Origin of the sequence: Pedobacter sp. MC2016-24 (assembly GCF_015223055.1) — a bacterium.
Taxonomy (GTDB): domain Bacteria; phylum Bacteroidota; class Bacteroidia; order Sphingobacteriales; family Sphingobacteriaceae; genus Pedobacter.
The window spans coordinates 1-17957 of the sequence record NZ_JADFBX010000020.1; the positions used below are offsets into that span (position 1 = coordinate 1).

Annotated in this window: 19 protein-coding genes; 10 read left to right on the forward strand and 9 right to left on the reverse strand. The window is 36.2% G+C overall.

Annotation, left to right across the window (positions count from 1 at the left end):
- Positions 1–137: 137 nt before the first annotated feature.
- Both IM797_RS25920 and IM797_RS25925 read right to left on the reverse strand, forming a co-directional pair.
- Positions 138–497, reverse strand: a complete 360-nt coding sequence (locus IM797_RS25920; protein WP_194130133.1) for a CoA-binding protein — start codon at positions 495–497, stop codon at positions 138–140.
- A 76-nt stretch (positions 498–573) separates the two neighbouring features.
- The gene (locus IM797_RS25925) at positions 574–2115 is read right to left on the reverse strand and encodes an NAD(P)/FAD-dependent oxidoreductase (RefSeq protein WP_194130134.1); all 1542 of its coding nucleotides are present in this window, start codon (positions 2113–2115) and stop codon (positions 574–576) included.
- A 122-nt stretch (positions 2116–2237) separates the two neighbouring features.
- Here IM797_RS25925 and IM797_RS25930 point away from each other — a divergent pair, with 122 nt between their 5' ends.
- From IM797_RS25930 to IM797_RS25945, 4 genes are all read left to right on the forward strand, one after another.
- A complete protein-coding gene (locus IM797_RS25930; RefSeq protein ID WP_194130135.1) occupies positions 2238–3467 on the forward strand; it encodes a tyrosine-type recombinase/integrase in 1230 nt (409 codons plus the stop codon).
- A 426-nt stretch (positions 3468–3893) separates the two neighbouring features.
- Entirely contained in the window at positions 3894–4130 is a 237-nt protein-coding gene (locus IM797_RS25935) for a hypothetical protein (protein WP_194130136.1), read from the forward strand.
- Positions 4131–4255: 125 nt separating this feature from the next.
- Positions 4256–4534, forward strand: coding sequence for a hypothetical protein (locus IM797_RS25940; RefSeq protein ID WP_194130137.1), 279 nt, complete (start codon positions 4256–4258; stop codon positions 4532–4534).
- Positions 4535–4865: 331 nt separating this feature from the next.
- A complete protein-coding gene (locus IM797_RS25945; protein WP_194130138.1) occupies positions 4866–6302 on the forward strand; it encodes a BT4734/BF3469 family protein in 1437 nt (478 codons plus the stop codon).
- Positions 6303–6476: 174 nt separating this feature from the next.
- On the opposite strand, the gene IM797_RS25950 is transcribed toward IM797_RS25945, so the two are convergent.
- The 4 genes from IM797_RS25950 to IM797_RS25965 form a co-directional block, all read right to left on the reverse strand.
- Complete coding sequence (locus IM797_RS25950; RefSeq protein WP_194130139.1) at positions 6477–7121, reverse strand: HNH endonuclease; 645 nt, start codon at positions 7119–7121, stop codon at positions 6477–6479.
- Positions 7114–8367, reverse strand: a complete 1254-nt coding sequence (locus IM797_RS25955) for an AAA family ATPase (protein WP_194130140.1) — start codon at positions 8365–8367, stop codon at positions 7114–7116. The genes IM797_RS25950 and IM797_RS25955 overlap by 8 nt, the downstream gene beginning before the upstream one ends.
- 387 nt (positions 8368–8754) lie before the next feature.
- On the reverse strand, positions 8755–9381 hold the full coding sequence (locus tag IM797_RS25960) for a recombinase family protein (RefSeq protein WP_194130141.1): 627 nt from the start codon (positions 9379–9381) through the stop codon (positions 8755–8757).
- Positions 9382–9604: 223 nt separating this feature from the next.
- Entirely contained in the window at positions 9605–10201 is a 597-nt protein-coding gene (locus tag IM797_RS25965; protein WP_194130142.1) for a hypothetical protein, read from the reverse strand.
- A gap of 186 nt (positions 10202–10387) precedes the next feature.
- Here IM797_RS25965 and IM797_RS25970 point away from each other — a divergent pair, with 186 nt between their 5' ends.
- Complete coding sequence (locus tag IM797_RS25970) at positions 10388–10561, forward strand: hypothetical protein (RefSeq protein WP_194130143.1); 174 nt, start codon at positions 10388–10390, stop codon at positions 10559–10561.
- A gap of 123 nt (positions 10562–10684) precedes the next feature.
- On the opposite strand, the gene IM797_RS25975 is transcribed toward IM797_RS25970, so the two are convergent.
- Positions 10685–12586: a hypothetical protein gene (locus IM797_RS25975; protein ID WP_194130144.1), complete on the reverse strand. Its 1902-nt coding sequence runs from the start codon at positions 12584–12586 to the stop codon at positions 10685–10687.
- 280 nt (positions 12587–12866) lie between these two features.
- Between IM797_RS25975 and IM797_RS25980 the strand changes: the two genes are divergently transcribed.
- A complete protein-coding gene (locus IM797_RS25980) occupies positions 12867–13127 on the forward strand; it encodes a helix-turn-helix domain-containing protein (protein WP_228099136.1) in 261 nt (86 codons plus the stop codon).
- Positions 13128–13625: 498 nt separating this feature from the next.
- On the opposite strand, the gene IM797_RS25985 is transcribed toward IM797_RS25980, so the two are convergent.
- A complete protein-coding gene (locus IM797_RS25985) occupies positions 13626–13796 on the reverse strand; it encodes a hypothetical protein (RefSeq protein WP_194130145.1) in 171 nt (56 codons plus the stop codon).
- A gap of 128 nt (positions 13797–13924) precedes the next feature.
- On the opposite strand from IM797_RS25985, the gene IM797_RS25990 reads away from it, so the two are divergent.
- Genes IM797_RS25990 through IM797_RS26005 form a run of 4 tightly spaced genes read left to right on the forward strand, consistent with a single transcriptional unit; the run spans position 13925 to position 16298 of the window.
- A complete protein-coding gene (locus IM797_RS25990) occupies positions 13925–14506 on the forward strand; it encodes a LemA family protein (RefSeq protein WP_194130146.1) in 582 nt (193 codons plus the stop codon).
- Between the two features lie 12 nt (positions 14507–14518).
- On the forward strand, positions 14519–14962 hold the full coding sequence (locus IM797_RS25995; RefSeq protein ID WP_194130147.1) for a TPM domain-containing protein: 444 nt from the start codon (positions 14519–14521) through the stop codon (positions 14960–14962).
- 2 nt (positions 14963–14964) lie between these two features.
- Positions 14965–15738 carry a YgcG family protein gene (locus IM797_RS26000; protein WP_194130148.1) on the forward strand — a complete coding sequence of 258 codons (774 nt, stop codon included), beginning with the start codon at positions 14965–14967 and terminating at the stop codon, positions 15736–15738.
- A gap of 11 nt (positions 15739–15749) precedes the next feature.
- Positions 15750–16298: an NUDIX hydrolase gene (locus tag IM797_RS26005; protein WP_194130149.1), complete on the forward strand. Its 549-nt coding sequence runs from the start codon at positions 15750–15752 to the stop codon at positions 16296–16298.
- A gap of 74 nt (positions 16299–16372) precedes the next feature.
- Here the strand turns inward: IM797_RS26005 and dnaA are convergent, their stop codons facing one another.
- Positions 16373–17803, reverse strand: a complete 1431-nt coding sequence (gene dnaA, locus IM797_RS26010; protein WP_194130150.1) for a chromosomal replication initiator protein DnaA — start codon at positions 17801–17803, stop codon at positions 16373–16375.
- Positions 17804–17957: the final 154 nt, after the last annotated feature.

The following is a 17957-nucleotide window of genomic DNA, read 5'->3' on the forward strand; positions in this document are numbered from 1 at the left end:
CATCGTAATTAAACGATGCGGCTTTTATATGTATACGCTATATGGCAGTTAAACTTTAACAAAATGCAGTGCAGTCAAATCCAGGATTTGAAATCTATGCCATAAAAAAACGGCTGGTTCATCAATTTTATAAAGGGTTAATATTGTCCTATAGAAAGCAAAACCAGGGTACATGCCTCCACAGGTTCAATGCCATTTGCTTTTAACAAGGATTCCAATTCAGGATTCTCCGTCCCAGGATTAAAAATAACACGGGCAGGTTTAGTATCCAGAATATAATCATAATACTGATTTTGCAAATGCGGACCTATATATAAGGTTACCGTATCAATATCGTGATGAACTTGTCCTGGTTTTTCTATGGCTACACCTGCAACCTCTCCTTTCTTGATACCAACATTTACGATGTCATGGCCTTTTGCCGTCAGCATGTGGGCTGCACGATAAGCATAACGCTCCGGATTTGGTGCAGCACCTATAATTAATGTCTTTTTCACGTCTTTCTTATTTATATAGATTCCTTAACTTCTTATCAGGAACATCAGAAGAATAACAAATGCCTGTTGTAAATGTTTAAATATACTTGAGTATCGCATTTGCACAATTCAACCCGTCGATCGCAGCAGACACGATGCCCCCTGCGTAGCCTGCCCCCTCTGCACACGGAAATAAACCCGCTACCTGAGGATGCTGGTAACTTTCTTTATCCCTCGGGATACGCACTGGTGAAGAGCTTCGGCTTTCTACCCCCACCAATATCGCTTCATTGGTATAATATCCTTTCATTTTTTTCCCAAACAAAGGCAAAGCATTCTTTAAACTCGAAGCTACAAAATCCGGAAGGGTTTCTTTCAACATCACACTTCTGGTTCCTGGCAGGTAAGAATTTTTGGGCAAATCTGTCGACACCCTTCCTTCCACAAAATCAACCATACGCTGAGCAGGTGCAACTAAATTTCCACCACCCAATTGAAAAGCAGTTTTTTCTATTTCCGCTTGAAAGTGCATCATTCTTAAAGGATCAGTTCCTTTTACATCGTCTAAAGTAACCTGAACTACGGTACCAGAATTGGCAAACGGGTTGTTGCGTTTGGAGGGCGACCAACCGTTTACGACAATTTCGTTCTCGTAAGTTGCACAGGGAGCAATGATACCACCCGGGCACATGCAAAACGAAAACACCCCCCTGCTGTCTACCTGCTCCACCAAGCTATAATATGCTGGTGGTAAAAACTCACTGCGGATATCACAATGGTATTGCGCCGCATCTATAATAGCCTGCGGATGTTCAATTCGAACGCCCAGGGCAAAGGGTTTAGCCTCAACCAAAATTCCTTTGCGATGAAGCAACTCATAGATATCCCGCGCCGAATGTCCGGTGGCCAGGATCACGGCATCCGATAATAATTTTTCTTCGCCATTGATCAGCACCCCGCTAATTTTACCAAAATCGATCAGCAGGTCAGTCACCTTTTGCTCAAACCGCAGCTCCCCTCCAGCATTTAAAATGGTTTCGCGGATAGCGGTGATGATTTGCGGAAGTTTATTTGTGCCAATATGCGGGCGGGCATCGATTAAAATATCCGCATCCGCACCATGCTGCACAAAGGCCTGAAGCACTTTATTGATATCTCCACGCTTGTTGGAACGCGTGTAGAGCTTTCCGTCAGAATATGTTCCTGCACCGCCTTCGCCGTAGCAGTAATTGGATTCTGTATTGACCAAGCCTTCCTTATTGATGGCAGCAAGATCTCTGCGCCGTTGTTTCACGTCTTTACCACGCTCCAGTACAATGGGCTTTAGCCCGATTTCGATGCATTGCAATGCGGCAAATAGACCCGCCGGGCCTGCACCTACAATAATCACCTGTTTGGCCTGACTGACATTTTGATAGTTGGTATTGAAAATAGCTGCCAAAGGTGACTCATCAATAAATACTTTAATCTGTAATCGATAAATTACATTTCTGGAGCGGGCATCGATCGATCTTTTCAGGATCTGATAGCTGTTAATCCGCTTTGCGTCTATGTTTAGGGCATTGGAGAGCTTTTTCCGGATGGCTGGCTCAGACTCCACAATTTCTGGAGCCAGTGTAATTTCTATATCTTTTTGCATAAACCTTGTCAGGTTTTTATCCTGAATCGTAACAAAGGTACGGAATATAAGAATAAACACTATCTGCTAGGTGGTTACGAATTAACAAATTTTATAACCCACTAAAAAGGTATCAAAAGTTTATGGTAATTAAACCTTATCCATTAAATCCAAATTGTTCTCACGTACATATTAATGTTGGAAAAGTACATTATGTGTATTTCTATTTCACACAAAATGGAAAGCGCAAACAAGTAAAATATAAAACCGGGCTTAATAAAGCCGGAATTACCGCTAAAGAAGTTGAGAAACGCATTAAGAATATGTACAATGCAGTTCATGACCTATTGACTACTAAAGTATATGATGGTAAAGATTTCAATGAAATCAATAAAAAACCGTTAATGCCATCATTTAATCAAGCCGCGACCGTATACATTGAAAACCGTAAACAATTTGTGTCAGAAAAAACAATAACCAATTACGAATTAGGCATCACATTTTTTAAGAAGTACCTATCCAATATCAATAGATCGAATATTCTTTTGGATTGTATAGACGGTGAGCTAATAGAAGATTACATTATCTATATAAAAAGTTACATATCACCAATGTTTCAAAAACCATTATCAAAATTTACCATAAAAGAATATAAAGAACGCCTAGGTGCAGTATTGGATTTCTGGTATTCAAAAAAAAGGGTTTTAAGTTTTAACCCAATGAAATCTATAAAATTGGGATATGATCACAAAAGAGAATATCAAGACAATAGCACAGTGTTCACGATCGAACAACTGCAGGCCATTATAGAATATACAAAAAAGCATCGTCGACCACCTTACTTAACGTTCTTATTGATGATTTACTACACTCACTTAAGACCAATAGAACTTTGCAGGTTGGAAATAAAAGATATTGACATGGAAACACGGATGATTCATCTTAAAGCAGCTAAAAGCAAAACCAGAATTGCAAGAAAAATTCCATTGGATGCCCCAATCTATAACCACCTTTGCTTACTTAATATCGATTTCGATGATGAAGCGATAAAAGATAAACATCTGTTCAGCTACCATGGGAATGCCAGAATTGGATATGTGGGCGAAAGAATGTATAACCACAAAAACATGACTTACAGCTTCAAAACGATGCTTGCCGACCTAGGAATTGATAAGAGATTCAATAAGTACAATCTGAAACATACAGCAAACGTTCATGAAATTGTATATGAAGGGTTGTCATTTGCAGAAGTCCAATCAAAAAACGGTCACACCCTAAGTAAAACAACGGAAGTGTATTTAAGAGATTTGAAAGACTTCTATTTGAAGCATCAACACCAGGAAAAAGAACGCGTTTTGAAATTCGATATCTAGTCAACATCTGCTTATCTATCCATGCGGCAAACGATTGATGTTACACCAAACCATCAATTATGGTTCTCATCCTTTGATTTTAAATAACAAAGTGGCTGTACCTTCCGACACAACCCCAAATTAACGCTCTCCAAACAAACGTAACAATTAATTTGATTTGTGAATCATTTTATTGTTTTATGGTTCCGGAAAATTGAAACATTGTTGAATCAATTACATCAAATTCCGTAGTCTAATTTTCTGGATCAGATTTTTTTTCCTAAACGAATTTTATAAAGCCATCGAAACATAAGTGTTCATGTTTGCTTTAACATCTTACCAAAAGGCAATCACCATGTCATTACAAAGCAATAAAGCCGCTTCTTTTTTTCACAAAAATGAAACTTTTTCAAATTCAGCACTATATAAGGGAGTAACAATTTAAAAATGAAAAAAATTAAAAATGCAAGCTTTATCAAGAATTATGGTGAAGCTAAAGAAGAAGATCCATTTCAACTAATAACCATTATGGATGTAAATATGACAACAGACCGGGTAAAAATTCAACCACCCGACCGACCTAATTCAGAGTTGATGATCATCAATTTCCAACTTCAACGATTTGTTACGAATTTCCTGATGGCAATCATAATTACCCCTCTTATAATACGTTATGCAGAATAATTGCACCCGTGTTAATAATTTAACTAAATCAATGAATATACTGTAATAATGATGGTCAACCAGATTAATAGCCACATTTTTTTAACAAAAAATATTTCAAAAAACAAAAATTAAAAAAACAACATATGGAATTAACAGAATTAAATCTAGATACAACAAGAATTAATGGCGCTATTAGGTCGTTCGCTACTAATACGAAATTCAGCCCTACACAATTTGAAAAAATGACGCAATATGCAATAAATGTACCGGGTCAACCGCAAGCGATATTACGCGTTTACAATTGTAAAAATCTTACTACAACACTAGATCCCAGTGCTGGATCTAACCAGGAATTGTCAACAGAATTGGCGCTTCATGTAAAAAAGAAATGCCAATCATATGTAACTAAACCTCTGTTTTGAAAAAATATCTTACGATTATATTACTTTATATAATAAATTGGTTGCGGGTTATGAAAATTTGCAATTGTAACCGGTCAAGATACTATTTTTGATTAAAATCAATACCACATTTTTCATTTTTAAAATGTGGTATTGATTTTCGACCGAACAATAGTGATTCTGTAATCGATAAGAAATAGCAACTTTTTTTTTCTCAATGTAATATTCTATAAAGAATGGAATATGTGGTCTAAGAACCAAAATGTTTTTTGGATTTTTAGCGGTTACCATTTTCAATTAGTCATTGTAGGTAAATGAAAATGCTTTAAAACTTTTTCATTTTTTGGCATACATGGAAATAAAGAATTATTTATTTATTCAAGATTCCATGAAGCAAATCCAAGTCAACACCTACACAAACGTAACGTCGCCAGCAGTAAATGACACAATATCTATTGAAGACCATCTCGAAAGAATTAAATGTCCACCAAAGGAGATATTAATAAAAATTGAAGAAGCCAGGGTATTCAAATATCAATATATTAATACTGATAATGAAAAAGTTAAATTTACATCAAAAGAAAAATATGATGCTGTAAAGCTATCCATTCCAACAGTAACGTATAGTGCATTGTTTTCTGGCTCCCGAAAAAATGAAAATTTCATTCGTGGCACTGGCTTAATGTACATAGATATTGACTCATCCGATTTTAATCCGGAGCGATTGGATAAAAATAAAATATTTAGTTTTTACAAATCAATCGGTGGATTAGGTTATTGTATTCTGGTAAGAGTAGATCATTTAACCCTTAAGAATTACGATGCAACATATCTATCCATAGTTGAGGACCTAAAAATTAATAGTGAATGTGATTTAAATGCTAAAAGAATAGGTCAACAATCAATTCAATCACATGATCCTAATATTTTTACGAACTATAATTCATTTGTATATTCCACCGCTAAAACTAATATACCAGAAAAAGAGCCCACGGATCCTATTAATAAAAAAAAGGAAGAACATAATGTGACCCTTGGTCTCTTTTATAAGTTGCGGTATAACAACATTGATGATTTTGATTTTAATGGAAATGCTTTTATTGAAGATTGGGTTAATGGATCATTAGAATATGTGTACTGCAGTAAGCCATTTAGCCTACTTATTGATGGCAGAAAAAGATATATGAGCAATTACGTAAGGAATTTGGTGTGCCTTAATCCCCTTGCAGATGGAAAGCAAATATGCAGTTCTGCTAAGTTTGTCAATTTGTCAATAGCCAAGGAACCATTGCCATGGGTATACATTGAAAATCTTGTTAACTCAATTTTGAAGCAAGAAAATGAAGGAAGTTTAACACCTAAAATAACATACAGGTCATTAATATTTAATCCAAAATATGGATTGACAAAAGTTGAAAAACAGAATTTAAGGGGCGAACGACAAAGAATCCATTATAATGATTTATACACCCGAAAAATATACGATTGTATTGAAGATTGGAGCTTTGAACACAACGGAAAAATAACAATCAATTCTGTTAAATCTTCTCTAGGTCTAAACGTCAAAACAGTTAAAAAAAGGTGGAAAAATGTTAAAAATTATGTGGCCGGCCGGAATGAAGAAAATAAGTTAGAAATAAAGACATATAGAGGCGTTCAATCGAAGATTAACAAAGATTCAACTGACAATAAGTTACTACAGCTAATGACTGATATGGATGTCAATACCTTAACAGCGCAAGCTTTGATCGAAGAGCCGGACTTAATTGGAGATAGCGGTGATGAATAATCTATTTTTTTAATATTCAACTTTACATATAATTCAAACAACGAACATCGAATAATCCGCATGGTGGCAACAATCGGGTTGCTACCTGCTATAATTCTTCAAGCAGTTGATATAGTTTAGTAATAAAAATGAGCATGGCACAATTTTTTAGCCATCTACCGTTCGCACATTTGTCTAAACTATTCCTCGATCAGTTAAATATTGGTTAAGGTATAAAGAAAATTCTTTATCAATTGCAGAACTTTCAATGATTTCTTGTCGCAAAATCTCTTTCAAACCGACAATTGTTTCTCTTTCGTATTTATCAATTAAATTCTGAAGTGCTTTTATCGCCTCAACTCTCCGTTCAATTAGTTCTTTTCTGTTAAGTTTGATTTCCAAATGCGTAAGTTCGCCTCGTTTGCTGCTATTAACGTGCATAACAATAGGTCCAAATGCCCTTAAGTGTTCATCAATATTATCAGTATAAGGGTTTAAAAGTTTGCACTTCTTATCAATGGTATTTCGCTTGTGATTATTGCACCAATAACATACAAACGATAAGTTATTCCAAGTAAAAGTTAGTCTAGGAAAAATTGACTTAGGAATAATATGTTCTATATCACCAGGATATTGATGGGTGACATAACTTTCACAATAAGCACATTTTCCATTGGTTTCCACTATTACTTGGTTTTTAATATCAACGTGCCTATATTTTCCCCTTATATTTTCAGGAACATTCGTTCCATTGGTGATATGTTGCATTATAGCCATTGTCCATTGCGATCCATTATCAATTAACACTTGTGGTTTTGCTGTTTTAAATAATTTAATCATTCTTTTTACTCTTTTCTAAAAGGTCAGCCACTGATGTTGAAACATATTTTTCTAGTCCCACTGTTTTTAATTCTGATTTGAATGCAGACAAGTTCTCAGTCGTAATTCCAATTTCAGAATATCTTGAAATAATAGCTTCAATTTTCGCATCTACCCAATCTGGCATAGTAGTCTCGATTCCCAAAACCTCTCTTAATATATCATTCGCACTTCCCGATTTTTCGATATTCTCTAGGAGCAACGATTCAACTCTATTATTTTGATTATAATTTAAAACATAAACATTAGAATCAGGAACTGAACTGATAATGAATGGATTATGAGACGCTATAATAAATTGGGCATTTGGAAACGCCGCAAGAAAATTTGGCAATAAAGTTTTTTGCATTTCCGGATGCAAATGATTTTCGGGTTCATCAAATGTTACAACATATTTATCTACTGTATCATCAAACATGTATATTTGCCAAGCTAAATCTATAATCGAAGCAATTCCACCTGAGACCGCATCAAGAGCGAATTCTCCTGATTTTGTAACTAATATAACTTCTGGAATTCTGATTGCAATCTTCTCAAAACCTAATTTTAAAGGTAAAACCTTTTTTAAAATTTGTTGAAAACCTTCAAAAATGTTAATTGCTTCATCATTTTTTGAGACCACTTCATTTCCATACCCGAAAGTCGCAAGAGAAATGAGCGCTTCTTTAATATAATAATTCTCTGTATGCTGTGTATGCCCTCCTTGATATCTCTGTACTTTTGTTTGGTTATATAAATTAAATGCAGTTGTTTTCGATACAGCTTGAGTAGAAATATTATGAATGGGCTGATATTTATAAATAGGCCTGTGGGAAGGAATATGTAGGCCTTTTATCCCTTGTTGGGGATGTAAACTAACGTTGTATACTGAACCAACATTTGTAGGCACACTTAAACTGCAAATTCCACCATTTTCGTATGTAATCTGTCCTATTGAGTTTTGGATATTCTGTTGGCCATTAATGTCTTTTTCAAAGTCTGTTAAAATTTTCCAAAAGTCAGAGAAGAATTTTAATCCTCCGGTTTTCTTATCTTTTTTTGGTGTTCCAATTAATTGAGTTGGCCAACCAAAATGCTGATTTAACAAATTGAGTAAAGTTGTCTTACCTGCTCCATTGGCCCCTGTCAAAATTGTTAAACGTGGATGAAAATTAATATCAATTTCTTCATATTGCCGCCAAGTATTTATTTTTAATGATTTAAACATGTTTAATTTTCATTTGTTAGATCTAAATAGATGAGATATGTTTTTAGAAAGCAATTCCTCTACCGAAATGATAATGGAACGCAACCGATGTAACTAATTTTTATGATTAGAAGCACTACCACATTATGAAAATGGTACTTACTCTGATTACTTTTTGGAGTCATGTTAATTTAGTTAAGCTATTGCACTAAGATATGGTTATTACCAACCATAATCAAACGGTTATAAATAAGATGAAACAGTGATTTAAAAAAATAGAATGAAGGCTGCTTTTGTCGAAATGCTATATAGGTATAACAAAAGCTATTGAACGGTATGTGCAAATGAATTGAATCTACAAAAGACCTTTTCCGATAAAACAATAAGTCAGCTGACAATAATCAGTGGTTATAAATTAACCGCGATAAGTTGTTTGACTTTTTGAACCGTAGCGCTACTTTTTTCTGTTAACTTCATAATATTTCTTATGCTTTGGCCTTGTTTCAAGAACTTTACAACATCTTTATGTTTTTCCAAAATTTGATCTTTGGTTTCTTTAGTATCCATATTTCTTCCCAATCGACCACCATTTGCAATATACTTAGAGCGACCACTATTAAGCCTTTGTTGGGTTTGCTTTAATTCCATTTCTGAAAATGCAGCCCCTATTTGCAACATCGTTTTGGTTATCGTGTTTTCCGTCTTGTCAGCATTTAGGCTGTGCATGTTGTAATTATCAATTACAACATTTATTTTGTGTTTTGTGCAATCCTGGATAAATAAAAGAATTTCAATAACCCGACGAGCAACCCGGCTTACTTCGGTAAAAAGAATATGATCTATACCATTGGTTTTTGCATAATTTATAATTTCTGAAAGTTGTTCATCATTAGACAAGCCAGATTTATAATATTCGAAATTCCTTACAATTTGGTACCGGCTTTGGTATTTATTATCTAAATCGAAAGATTGTCTTGTAACATCTTGTTTGGTTTCGTTTGTTGAACATCTCGAAATGATTATTGCTTTTTCCATATTATAGTTGCTTACTGCACATTTAAAGATATAAAAAAACAGTACAGTATCAAATTAAATCAAAGATAATTACTGATACACATTTATCAGTGTATCAATCGCTGTTTAAGATTTAATTTGATACACTTCTAATTTTGATACAATCGTAACGTCAATTCTCTAGTGATTTCAAATTTGATTTTATGAAGTCATGTGATCGGTTACGAACCCAACCTTTTATATGCTATTTATGTTTACCCAAAATTGGGTTCAAATCATTGGCTAATTCCACTTCGAATACGCTCGCGAGTACCGCTAAATTTTCTGGTAGGTAAATCACATTCAATTTCAGTTTAAGTCCTACCCTATTTATCCAATGGCATAGCTGCAAGCCTTGTGGCGACGCACTCCTATTGTACCCAAGATGCAGCAACATACGACCAGCTAAGTTGCTCTTAACCTTCCCAAGATATAGTACATTGGAATTGGCATCTTTAAGCACCTGGTGATGGGCAGGTAGATTCCGGTTTGTGTTCTTCTTAAGTTGGATTACTGATTCGTAGATTTCATTTGCCGTATGATCGGATGTGATTTCGAACCAATACAAAGCCGGTTTATTTCTGTGACTACTTTCATCTTCGGTTTCAATAGCTTTAATAAATCCAGTTGCTGTTGCGCATGATTGATAGCCGGAAATGAAATCCGGAAGAATACCACAATCCAGATCGTATGATATAATTTGTTTAAATGAACATTCCGTTAGGTGGTTCAAAGATTTTGCTAAGTCATTAGCATGTTTAAATAATGATGTTGAGATTGATGATAATTCTGGGTTTGCCATAATGGATTATTCTTATTTCCCTATATTACTTAAATGATATGCTTTGTTGCAATAACCTATCATTGTAAAATAAATTCATGTGAACAATGGAGAATATACCAATTTTAACGCCTAAATACTAAAACACTCATCCAAAAGCATTTGATAATTGTAATCGGAATAAATCAACCGGTAATATATATGCTAATGGACAGATATATTCAATTGACCGGTAAAGTAAAAGTCTACATCAACTGTACAAAAATATGCGCAGTTACACCAACCCTAAGCGGCTGTACAGTGCACATGGACAACGGAGATGCGATTCAAGTGAAAGAATCACATAAAGTGGTAATCCATAAGATCTTTGCCATTATATAGCATAAATCAATTATTAATAGGTATACACCTTCCGAAACTTAATATATGCACCGGAAGGTGTAAACAAAATAATAACTATCTTTTATACTTGGTTCCCTTAAGCCGCCGCCATTATATTACGACCTATTGAATAGACTTTATGTATTTTCCGTTCTTGTATGAATAGGTACTAGATTGATTAATTGTAACAATTTTTTTATTTCGCATGATTGTGCCTGTTTTCGATACATGAATATCGTAAAATGCTTTGCCCGTATTTATAAATTTCAATTTGCTATCATATTCATAACGGCCCAACTTACCATAATTACCACTATTGTCTCCAGCGAAATCAACTATATTCAGTACTTTAGATAATGAATTACAGTCGTAACAGAAAATTTCATATGAATAAGTACCTTCCCCGTGACCGTAATCACTAGTGGTAACCAAAAAACCAATGCCAGTACCAATATTTACGAGTTTAGCTTCAAATCCAATATAGTCCAGTGGAGAAAAGACATAGTCTTTAAGATTATAGTGATCAATTTCCTTTTGAAACGTAAATAGCATCATTTTAGGCGCATCCCCGAATCTATCATCTTCGCCATTCGTGGGTGCAACGGCCAAAAGCACATATAACAAATTTTCATTTTTAACATTGGCCGTACCCATACACACTACTTTAGACGAAAAATACGAGGTTTCAGTTAAGGAAAAGGCTTTAAGAATTGTTAAGTCTTTACATTGAAACGTCGAATTCTTCGATTCGGAATTATAATTACCATACATCTTTTTCATAAAAATTTCACTATTTGTATCGGATAATGTAAAACCGGTTTTAGGATCCCAAGGTAGATATGTTAGAGATGCAAGTTTTTCGTTTCTTACTTTTGAAATTTCTATCGAATCTATTTTTTCTAATTTGCTATTGATATCCGTTAATTCGATTGGCCGAACCACATTTTCATGTTCTTTTAGTACCTTTTCGTACAACAATTTGGCACGGTCAAAATTATTCGCCTGAAATGAATGTTCTGCATCAATATAATCTTGTTCGCTCTTAAGATTGATAAATTCAAAAGGCTTTAAGCGCCTCATGTAGCCCCCATTATATTGTACAGAAATACCATCACCTTCACGTTCTATCAATTTATCACCTAAAATAGTTGAATACATGAAGTCAGTGTTATTGAAGATGGTTTCTTTAAAATCCAATAACTTGTTGGAAAAAACATTTGTTTCATTAGTCGTATATCCGGCATTTTTTAATTCGGATAAATCTATCTTACCTGAAGCAAAATTGATTTTTAAAGATTTTAGGGCTTCATCATCAACTTCCTTTTCCAAAATTTCACCATTTGGCATTGATCTGTTTACTCGGTTAATCACAAGCCCATGTTTGTAATCGGTAGTTTCTTGATTCACATCAGTATTCACAACCCATTGACCATCACAATAACCATTTGTATCAAAATTTCCGGTAATCGTTCTTGTTGAAGTTTTTATCTTGATCGGGCCTGCAAATTTGCCATCCTTAAATGAAATTGAAACTTCGATATCTCTAAAAGGTTGATACGGACCAACGATTAACTTACCAAAGAAATACCGTTTATCGCGATTGGAAAGTACTTTACGATATTTCCAAATTCCATTTGGTAATCCGTTCAAATAAGACGCTGTAAGTGTGACTTGACCGGTTACGTTCACCAAATCACTAAAATCTGCCCTTGCGTAGTCAAGGTAATTTAAAGAATAATTCCAAATCCCATCTTTATTCCCATTTTTAAAAAATCCACTTGCTTTTTTTGAAAACGTACCTGCTATGTCATTTCTCTCATTGAGAACATAACTAAACGCACCATGCTTCACTCGATTCGAATTGGATTTATTCGTGTAGTATGAATATGTTGCTTTACCAAGTCCACCAAGCCCCAACCCTACCCGATATGCCCCACTATATGTTTGAAGATTTTGTGCCTTTACGACTGAGGAAAGCGTTAAAATGCATATACATAATGCAACTGTAATTTGTGTTCGTTTCATCGTTATTTAAGATTTGTTAATTAAGATTAATTTCTTTGTTAAATAGTCCTACGTCGAGTCTATTCCTGCTATTCTTTAAGCAAGAACCCAATAGTTTTAAATCAAAAAATTTGAAAAATGTAATATGCTGGATACCCCTATTGTATACTTTGAAATCTGTATCCCGCGTTCTCATTTGGATCCTTGATCACTGTGTCAAGTTGAGTCGAATCCGAAATTATTAATATCATATAATTTTCAGTTGTAACATTAAATGTAAATGTACTACATGTCGTACACGATGCAAAATATTTTATCCGAAATTTTGCTAGACATGGCCACAAAGAATCCACGTAACGATAAATTGATTAAAACATTCGGCCAAAATGTTCGGAAATATCGTATTACCAAAAATTTAACAATGATTCAATTAGCTGGATTATGTGACGTAGAATACGGAGCTATCAGCACCATTGAGCGTGGAATTGTTAATTGTTCGATTAGTACCGCACATACAATAGCCAAAGCCTTAGAAGTAACTTTAGATCAATTATTTGAATGAAATGCATATTGATAGGAATCTTAACTCAATCAATATTCTTGTAAATGTGACATAATTAATGTTGATTATTCCCAGCTTAGCAGAATGGAAAGAGGGATTGTCAATGCGAATGTTTTGATAACATTTGACATCGCGAACGCATTGGATGTAGATGCAAGCAGGTTCTTGGAGCAATTATCTACCACGTAGATACAAAATGTTTCTAATAAACGAAAGATTGCGATCAACATTAGCCGTTTATTATATCAAACCTTTCGGGAATTTATCACCGATCAAAATATCAGTAACGGTAATGATTTATTTACCGAAACACGTAATCGAACCAATTAATCAATTGAATATAAATCAATTACACAATATTTTTCAATCAAAAAAAAGGGTATCAAAATTGGCTCAAAAAAGGTATCAAAAGTTTACTATTTTAATCGATTTTGGCTACTTTTGACAGGTAATCACTAGCAATTATGTCAGTTCTTTTCTATTCCAAAAATTAAGAAATTACGCCTTATAGATTACATTTCTGGAGCGGGCATCGATCGATCTTTTCAGGATCTGATAGCTGTTAATCCGCTTTGCGTCTATGTTTAGGGCATTGGAGAGCTTTTTCCGGATGGCTGGCTCAGACTCCACAATTTCTGGAGCCAGTGTAATTTCTATATCTTTTTGCATAAACCTTGTCAGGTTTTTATCCTGAATCGTAACAAAGGTACGGAAATTGAGTTCTAATGTGTAAATTAACACTTGTGAAAACGAACAATGTTAAGTACAATATTAACTTATACTAATAAATAAAAACTATGAAAAGAACAGTATTAGGAATCTTAGGCATTCTATTTTTAGGCGTCTTATTCAGCGGATGTGGCTACAACGACATGGTAAGGCTGGATGAGGATGTAAAAGCAAAGTGGAACCAGGTAGAGACACAATATCAACGTCGTTCTGATTTAATTCCTAATTTGGTCAACACCGTAAAGGGTGCTGCTAAATTTGAGCAAAGTACTTTAACCCAGGTTGTGGAAGCACGTGCAAAAGCAACCCAGATCACTATAGACCCCGATAAATTAACACCGGAAAACATCGAAAAGTACCAGGCAGCACAGGGCCAGGTGAGCCAGGCTCTGGGCAGATTGTTAATGGTTACAGAAAACTACCCAACTTTAACCGCAACTGCACAATTCAGAGATGTATCGGCAGAGCTTGCAGGTACAGAAAACAGAATTGCGGTGGCCCGTAAAGATTTTAACGAAGCAATCCAGACTTACAACACCAAAATCAGGTCGTTCCCTACTAACCTGACATCTGGCATGTTTGGATTTAAGCAAAAAGAAGGTTTCAAAGCAGAAGCCGGAGCAGAAAAAGCACCAAAGGTAGAATTCTAATTTAAATCTATCATGGGGGTATTCACAGAAGAAGAACAAGAGTTAATTACCAATACCATTGCCGAAGCTGAAAAAGCAACTTCAGGAGAGATCAGAATCGTAGTAGACAAACACTGCGAAGGAGATCCTTTTGAAAGGGCTACGGGTTACTTCGCGAAACTGGGAATGGATAAAACGGCCAAACACAACGGCGTTTTGATATACCTGGCCTACGAAGACCATAAGTTTGCAATTATTGGAGATAGCGGAATTCATAAAGTTGTTCCGGAGAATTTCTGGGAAACGACACATATTGCAATGAAAGCGCATTTTGCAGGCGGTAACCTGGTACAGGGCATTATCGCAGGTATTGTATTGGCCGCTGAAAGGATGGCAACATTTTTCCCATTCGAATCAGGAGACATCAATGAGCTGCCGAATGACATTGTATTTATGGATCAACAAAAAACAGTATAGCTATGAGAAAATCAATCATAGCTATATTTTTATGTACACTTTATGCCTTTGCTGGTTATGGTCAGGATTTTCCGGCGCAATCAAACCGTCTGGTAAACGATTATACCGGTACACTGACGGCCGATCAAACCGCCCAACTGGAGCGGAAACTTGTCGCTTTTGACGATTCGACCTCAACCCAGATTGCTGTAATTATGCTCAAATCAGTCGGAGATTACGACATCAATGACTATGCACTTCAATTGGGCAGGAAATGGGGAATTGGTAATAAAGGAAAAAACAATGGCGTGCTGGTACTGGTGGCTTTGGGCGACCGGAAGATATCCATTCAAACGGGTTACGGCGTTGAGGGTGCATTGCCCGACATGTATGCCAAGCGCATCATTGAAGAGGACATTAAACCTTTTTTTAAAACGGGCAATTACTTCAAAGGCCTGGATGCCGGAACCGATGCCATTATTGGTTATACCAAGGGCGAATATAAAAATGACAAACCCCGGCCAAATAGAGAAGGTGCAGGTTTACCTGGCGTTTTCGTGATTATACTCATCATCATTGTCATCATTATCATTCTGAGAAGAGGTGGTGGCAGTGGCGGCGGCGGACAGGTTATGGGTGGCCGTGGTGTTGCCGATGCCCTTTTCTGGAGTATGTTACTTGGTGGCGGAAGAGGCGGTCGCGGTGGCGGATTCGGCGGTGGCAGTAGTGGCGGCGGAGGCTTTGGTGGTTTTGGCGGTGGTAGTTTTGGTGGTGGTGGCAGCAGCGGAAGCTGGTAATTTAAGCATACATGGAAATATTAAAATGGAAAACACTCTCATCTGAATACCTGGTGAAAGAAAAATGGGCCACTTTACGGGTAGACACCTGTGACCTGAGGAACGGTCAGATCAAAGATGATTACTATGTGCTTGAATATCCAAATTGGGTAAATGCCATTGCCCTGACCCAGGACAATAAAATATTATTGGTTACACAGTACAGGCACGCAGGCGACATCATCTCACTGGAGGTTCCAGGAGGTGTAATGGACGGCAATGAAAGCCCGGAGTTTGCAATCAGAAGAGAACTGCTGGAAGAAACCGGCTATACATTTGACAGCGCAGAACTCATCGCCACCCTTTATCCAAATCCTGCTACAGCCAATAATGTCACCTATACGTATTTATTAAAGGGCGGTATCAAAACACAGGAACAGCACCTGGATGAACATGAAATACTGAATGTAGCAAGCTATACCATCGAAGAGGTGGAGCAGCTTTTAAATGAAAACAAAATAGATCAGGCTTTACATGCCGCTGCCCTATTTTACGGCTTGCTCAGGTTGAAGCAGGCTTAAAGCAGGCAATTCAATAACCAAAAAAGGGATGTTAAGTTTGGCTTAACATCCCTTTTTTGGTTACAACCTATAGGTTAACTCATTTTCAATTTCTTCTGAATGTCATGCACATAACCTTTAAATTTCTTATCTGTATCGATCAGATCTTCTACAGTCTGGCAGGCGTAAATCACAGTAGAATGGTCTCTGCCACCAAAAAAGGCGCCGATAGTTTTTAAAGAAGACTTGGTATGGCTTTTAGAAAGGTACATTGAAATTTGTCTTGCCTGTACAATTTCGCGTTTCCGTGTTTGCGATTTAACCATATCTGCCGGAACTTCAAAATATTCACAAACCAGTTTCTGAATGTATTCCATCGAGATTTCTTTGGAAGTATTTTTAATAAAGTTTTTCAGCATTTGTTTGGCAAGCCCCAGATCAATGTCTTTTTTATTGAGTGTTGACTGCGCAAGCAAAGAGACCATCGCACCTTCCAGTTCACGTACGTTGTTGTCAATATTATTAGCCACATACTCGACTACCTCTTCTGGCAGTTCAATACCATCGGCATACATCTTTTTACGGAGGATCGCAATTCTGGTTTCCAGATCAGGGATTTGCAGATCTGCCGAAAGTCCCCATTTGAAACGACTTAGTAAACGCTCTTCTAAGCCAGCCAGATCTTTAGGCGATTTGTCCGAAGTCAGGATGACTTGTTTGCCCGACTGGTGTAAATGGTTAAAGATATGGAAGAAGATGTCCTGTGTTTTCTCTTTACCAGCAAAATTATGCACATCATCCATGATGATCACATCCATGGCCTGATAAAAATTCACAAAATCGTTGATGGTATTGTTTTTCAGGGAATCCACAAATTGCTGGCAGAATTTCTCGCAGGAAACATAAATGACCAGTTTATCCGGCATGCTTCTTTTGATTTCATTTCCTATAGCCTGGGCCAGGTGCGTTTTGCCCAGTCCCACGCCACCATATATCATCAGCGGGTTAAATGAAGTCCCTCCAGGCTTAGCTGCAACAGCATAGCCGGCAGATCGGGCCAATCGGTTACAATCACCTTCTATATAATTTTCAAAGGTGTAATTGGAGTTGAGCTGAGGATCTACATTTAGCTTTTTTAAGCCGGGAATGATGAAAGGATTTTTGATGTCTTTATTGATCGACACTGGAATGGGCATGGACTGCCTTTTGGCTTCTGCCCCGTTTCCATTGCTGGGCATATTGGTGGTATAAGGAGAACCAGAATTCGAAGACTTATCTACCACAATATTATATTCCAACCGTCCCTCGTCTCCCAGTTGCTTTTTTACCGTTTTTCTGAGTAAACCAACATAGTGTTCTTCCAACCATTCGTAGAAAAACAAACTAGGTACTTGTATCGTTAAAATGTTACCTTCTAACTTTAAAGCAGAAATCGGTTCGAACCAGGTTTTAAAGCTTTGGGCTGGAATGTTATCCTTGATAATTTGGAGACAGTTTTTCCACACTTCTGTACAAGTTTTTTCCATAGGGATTCTACAATTTCTTGGTTTACAATAGCGATAGAGGCTTAAAAAAATAGCTCTTTCGAGAGATCGAATATTCAAAAAATTATCAACAAATAAAACTTAATTTTAACTTATTTGGTAAGTAACTAAACAGCAACAGAATACCCTAGTTAAC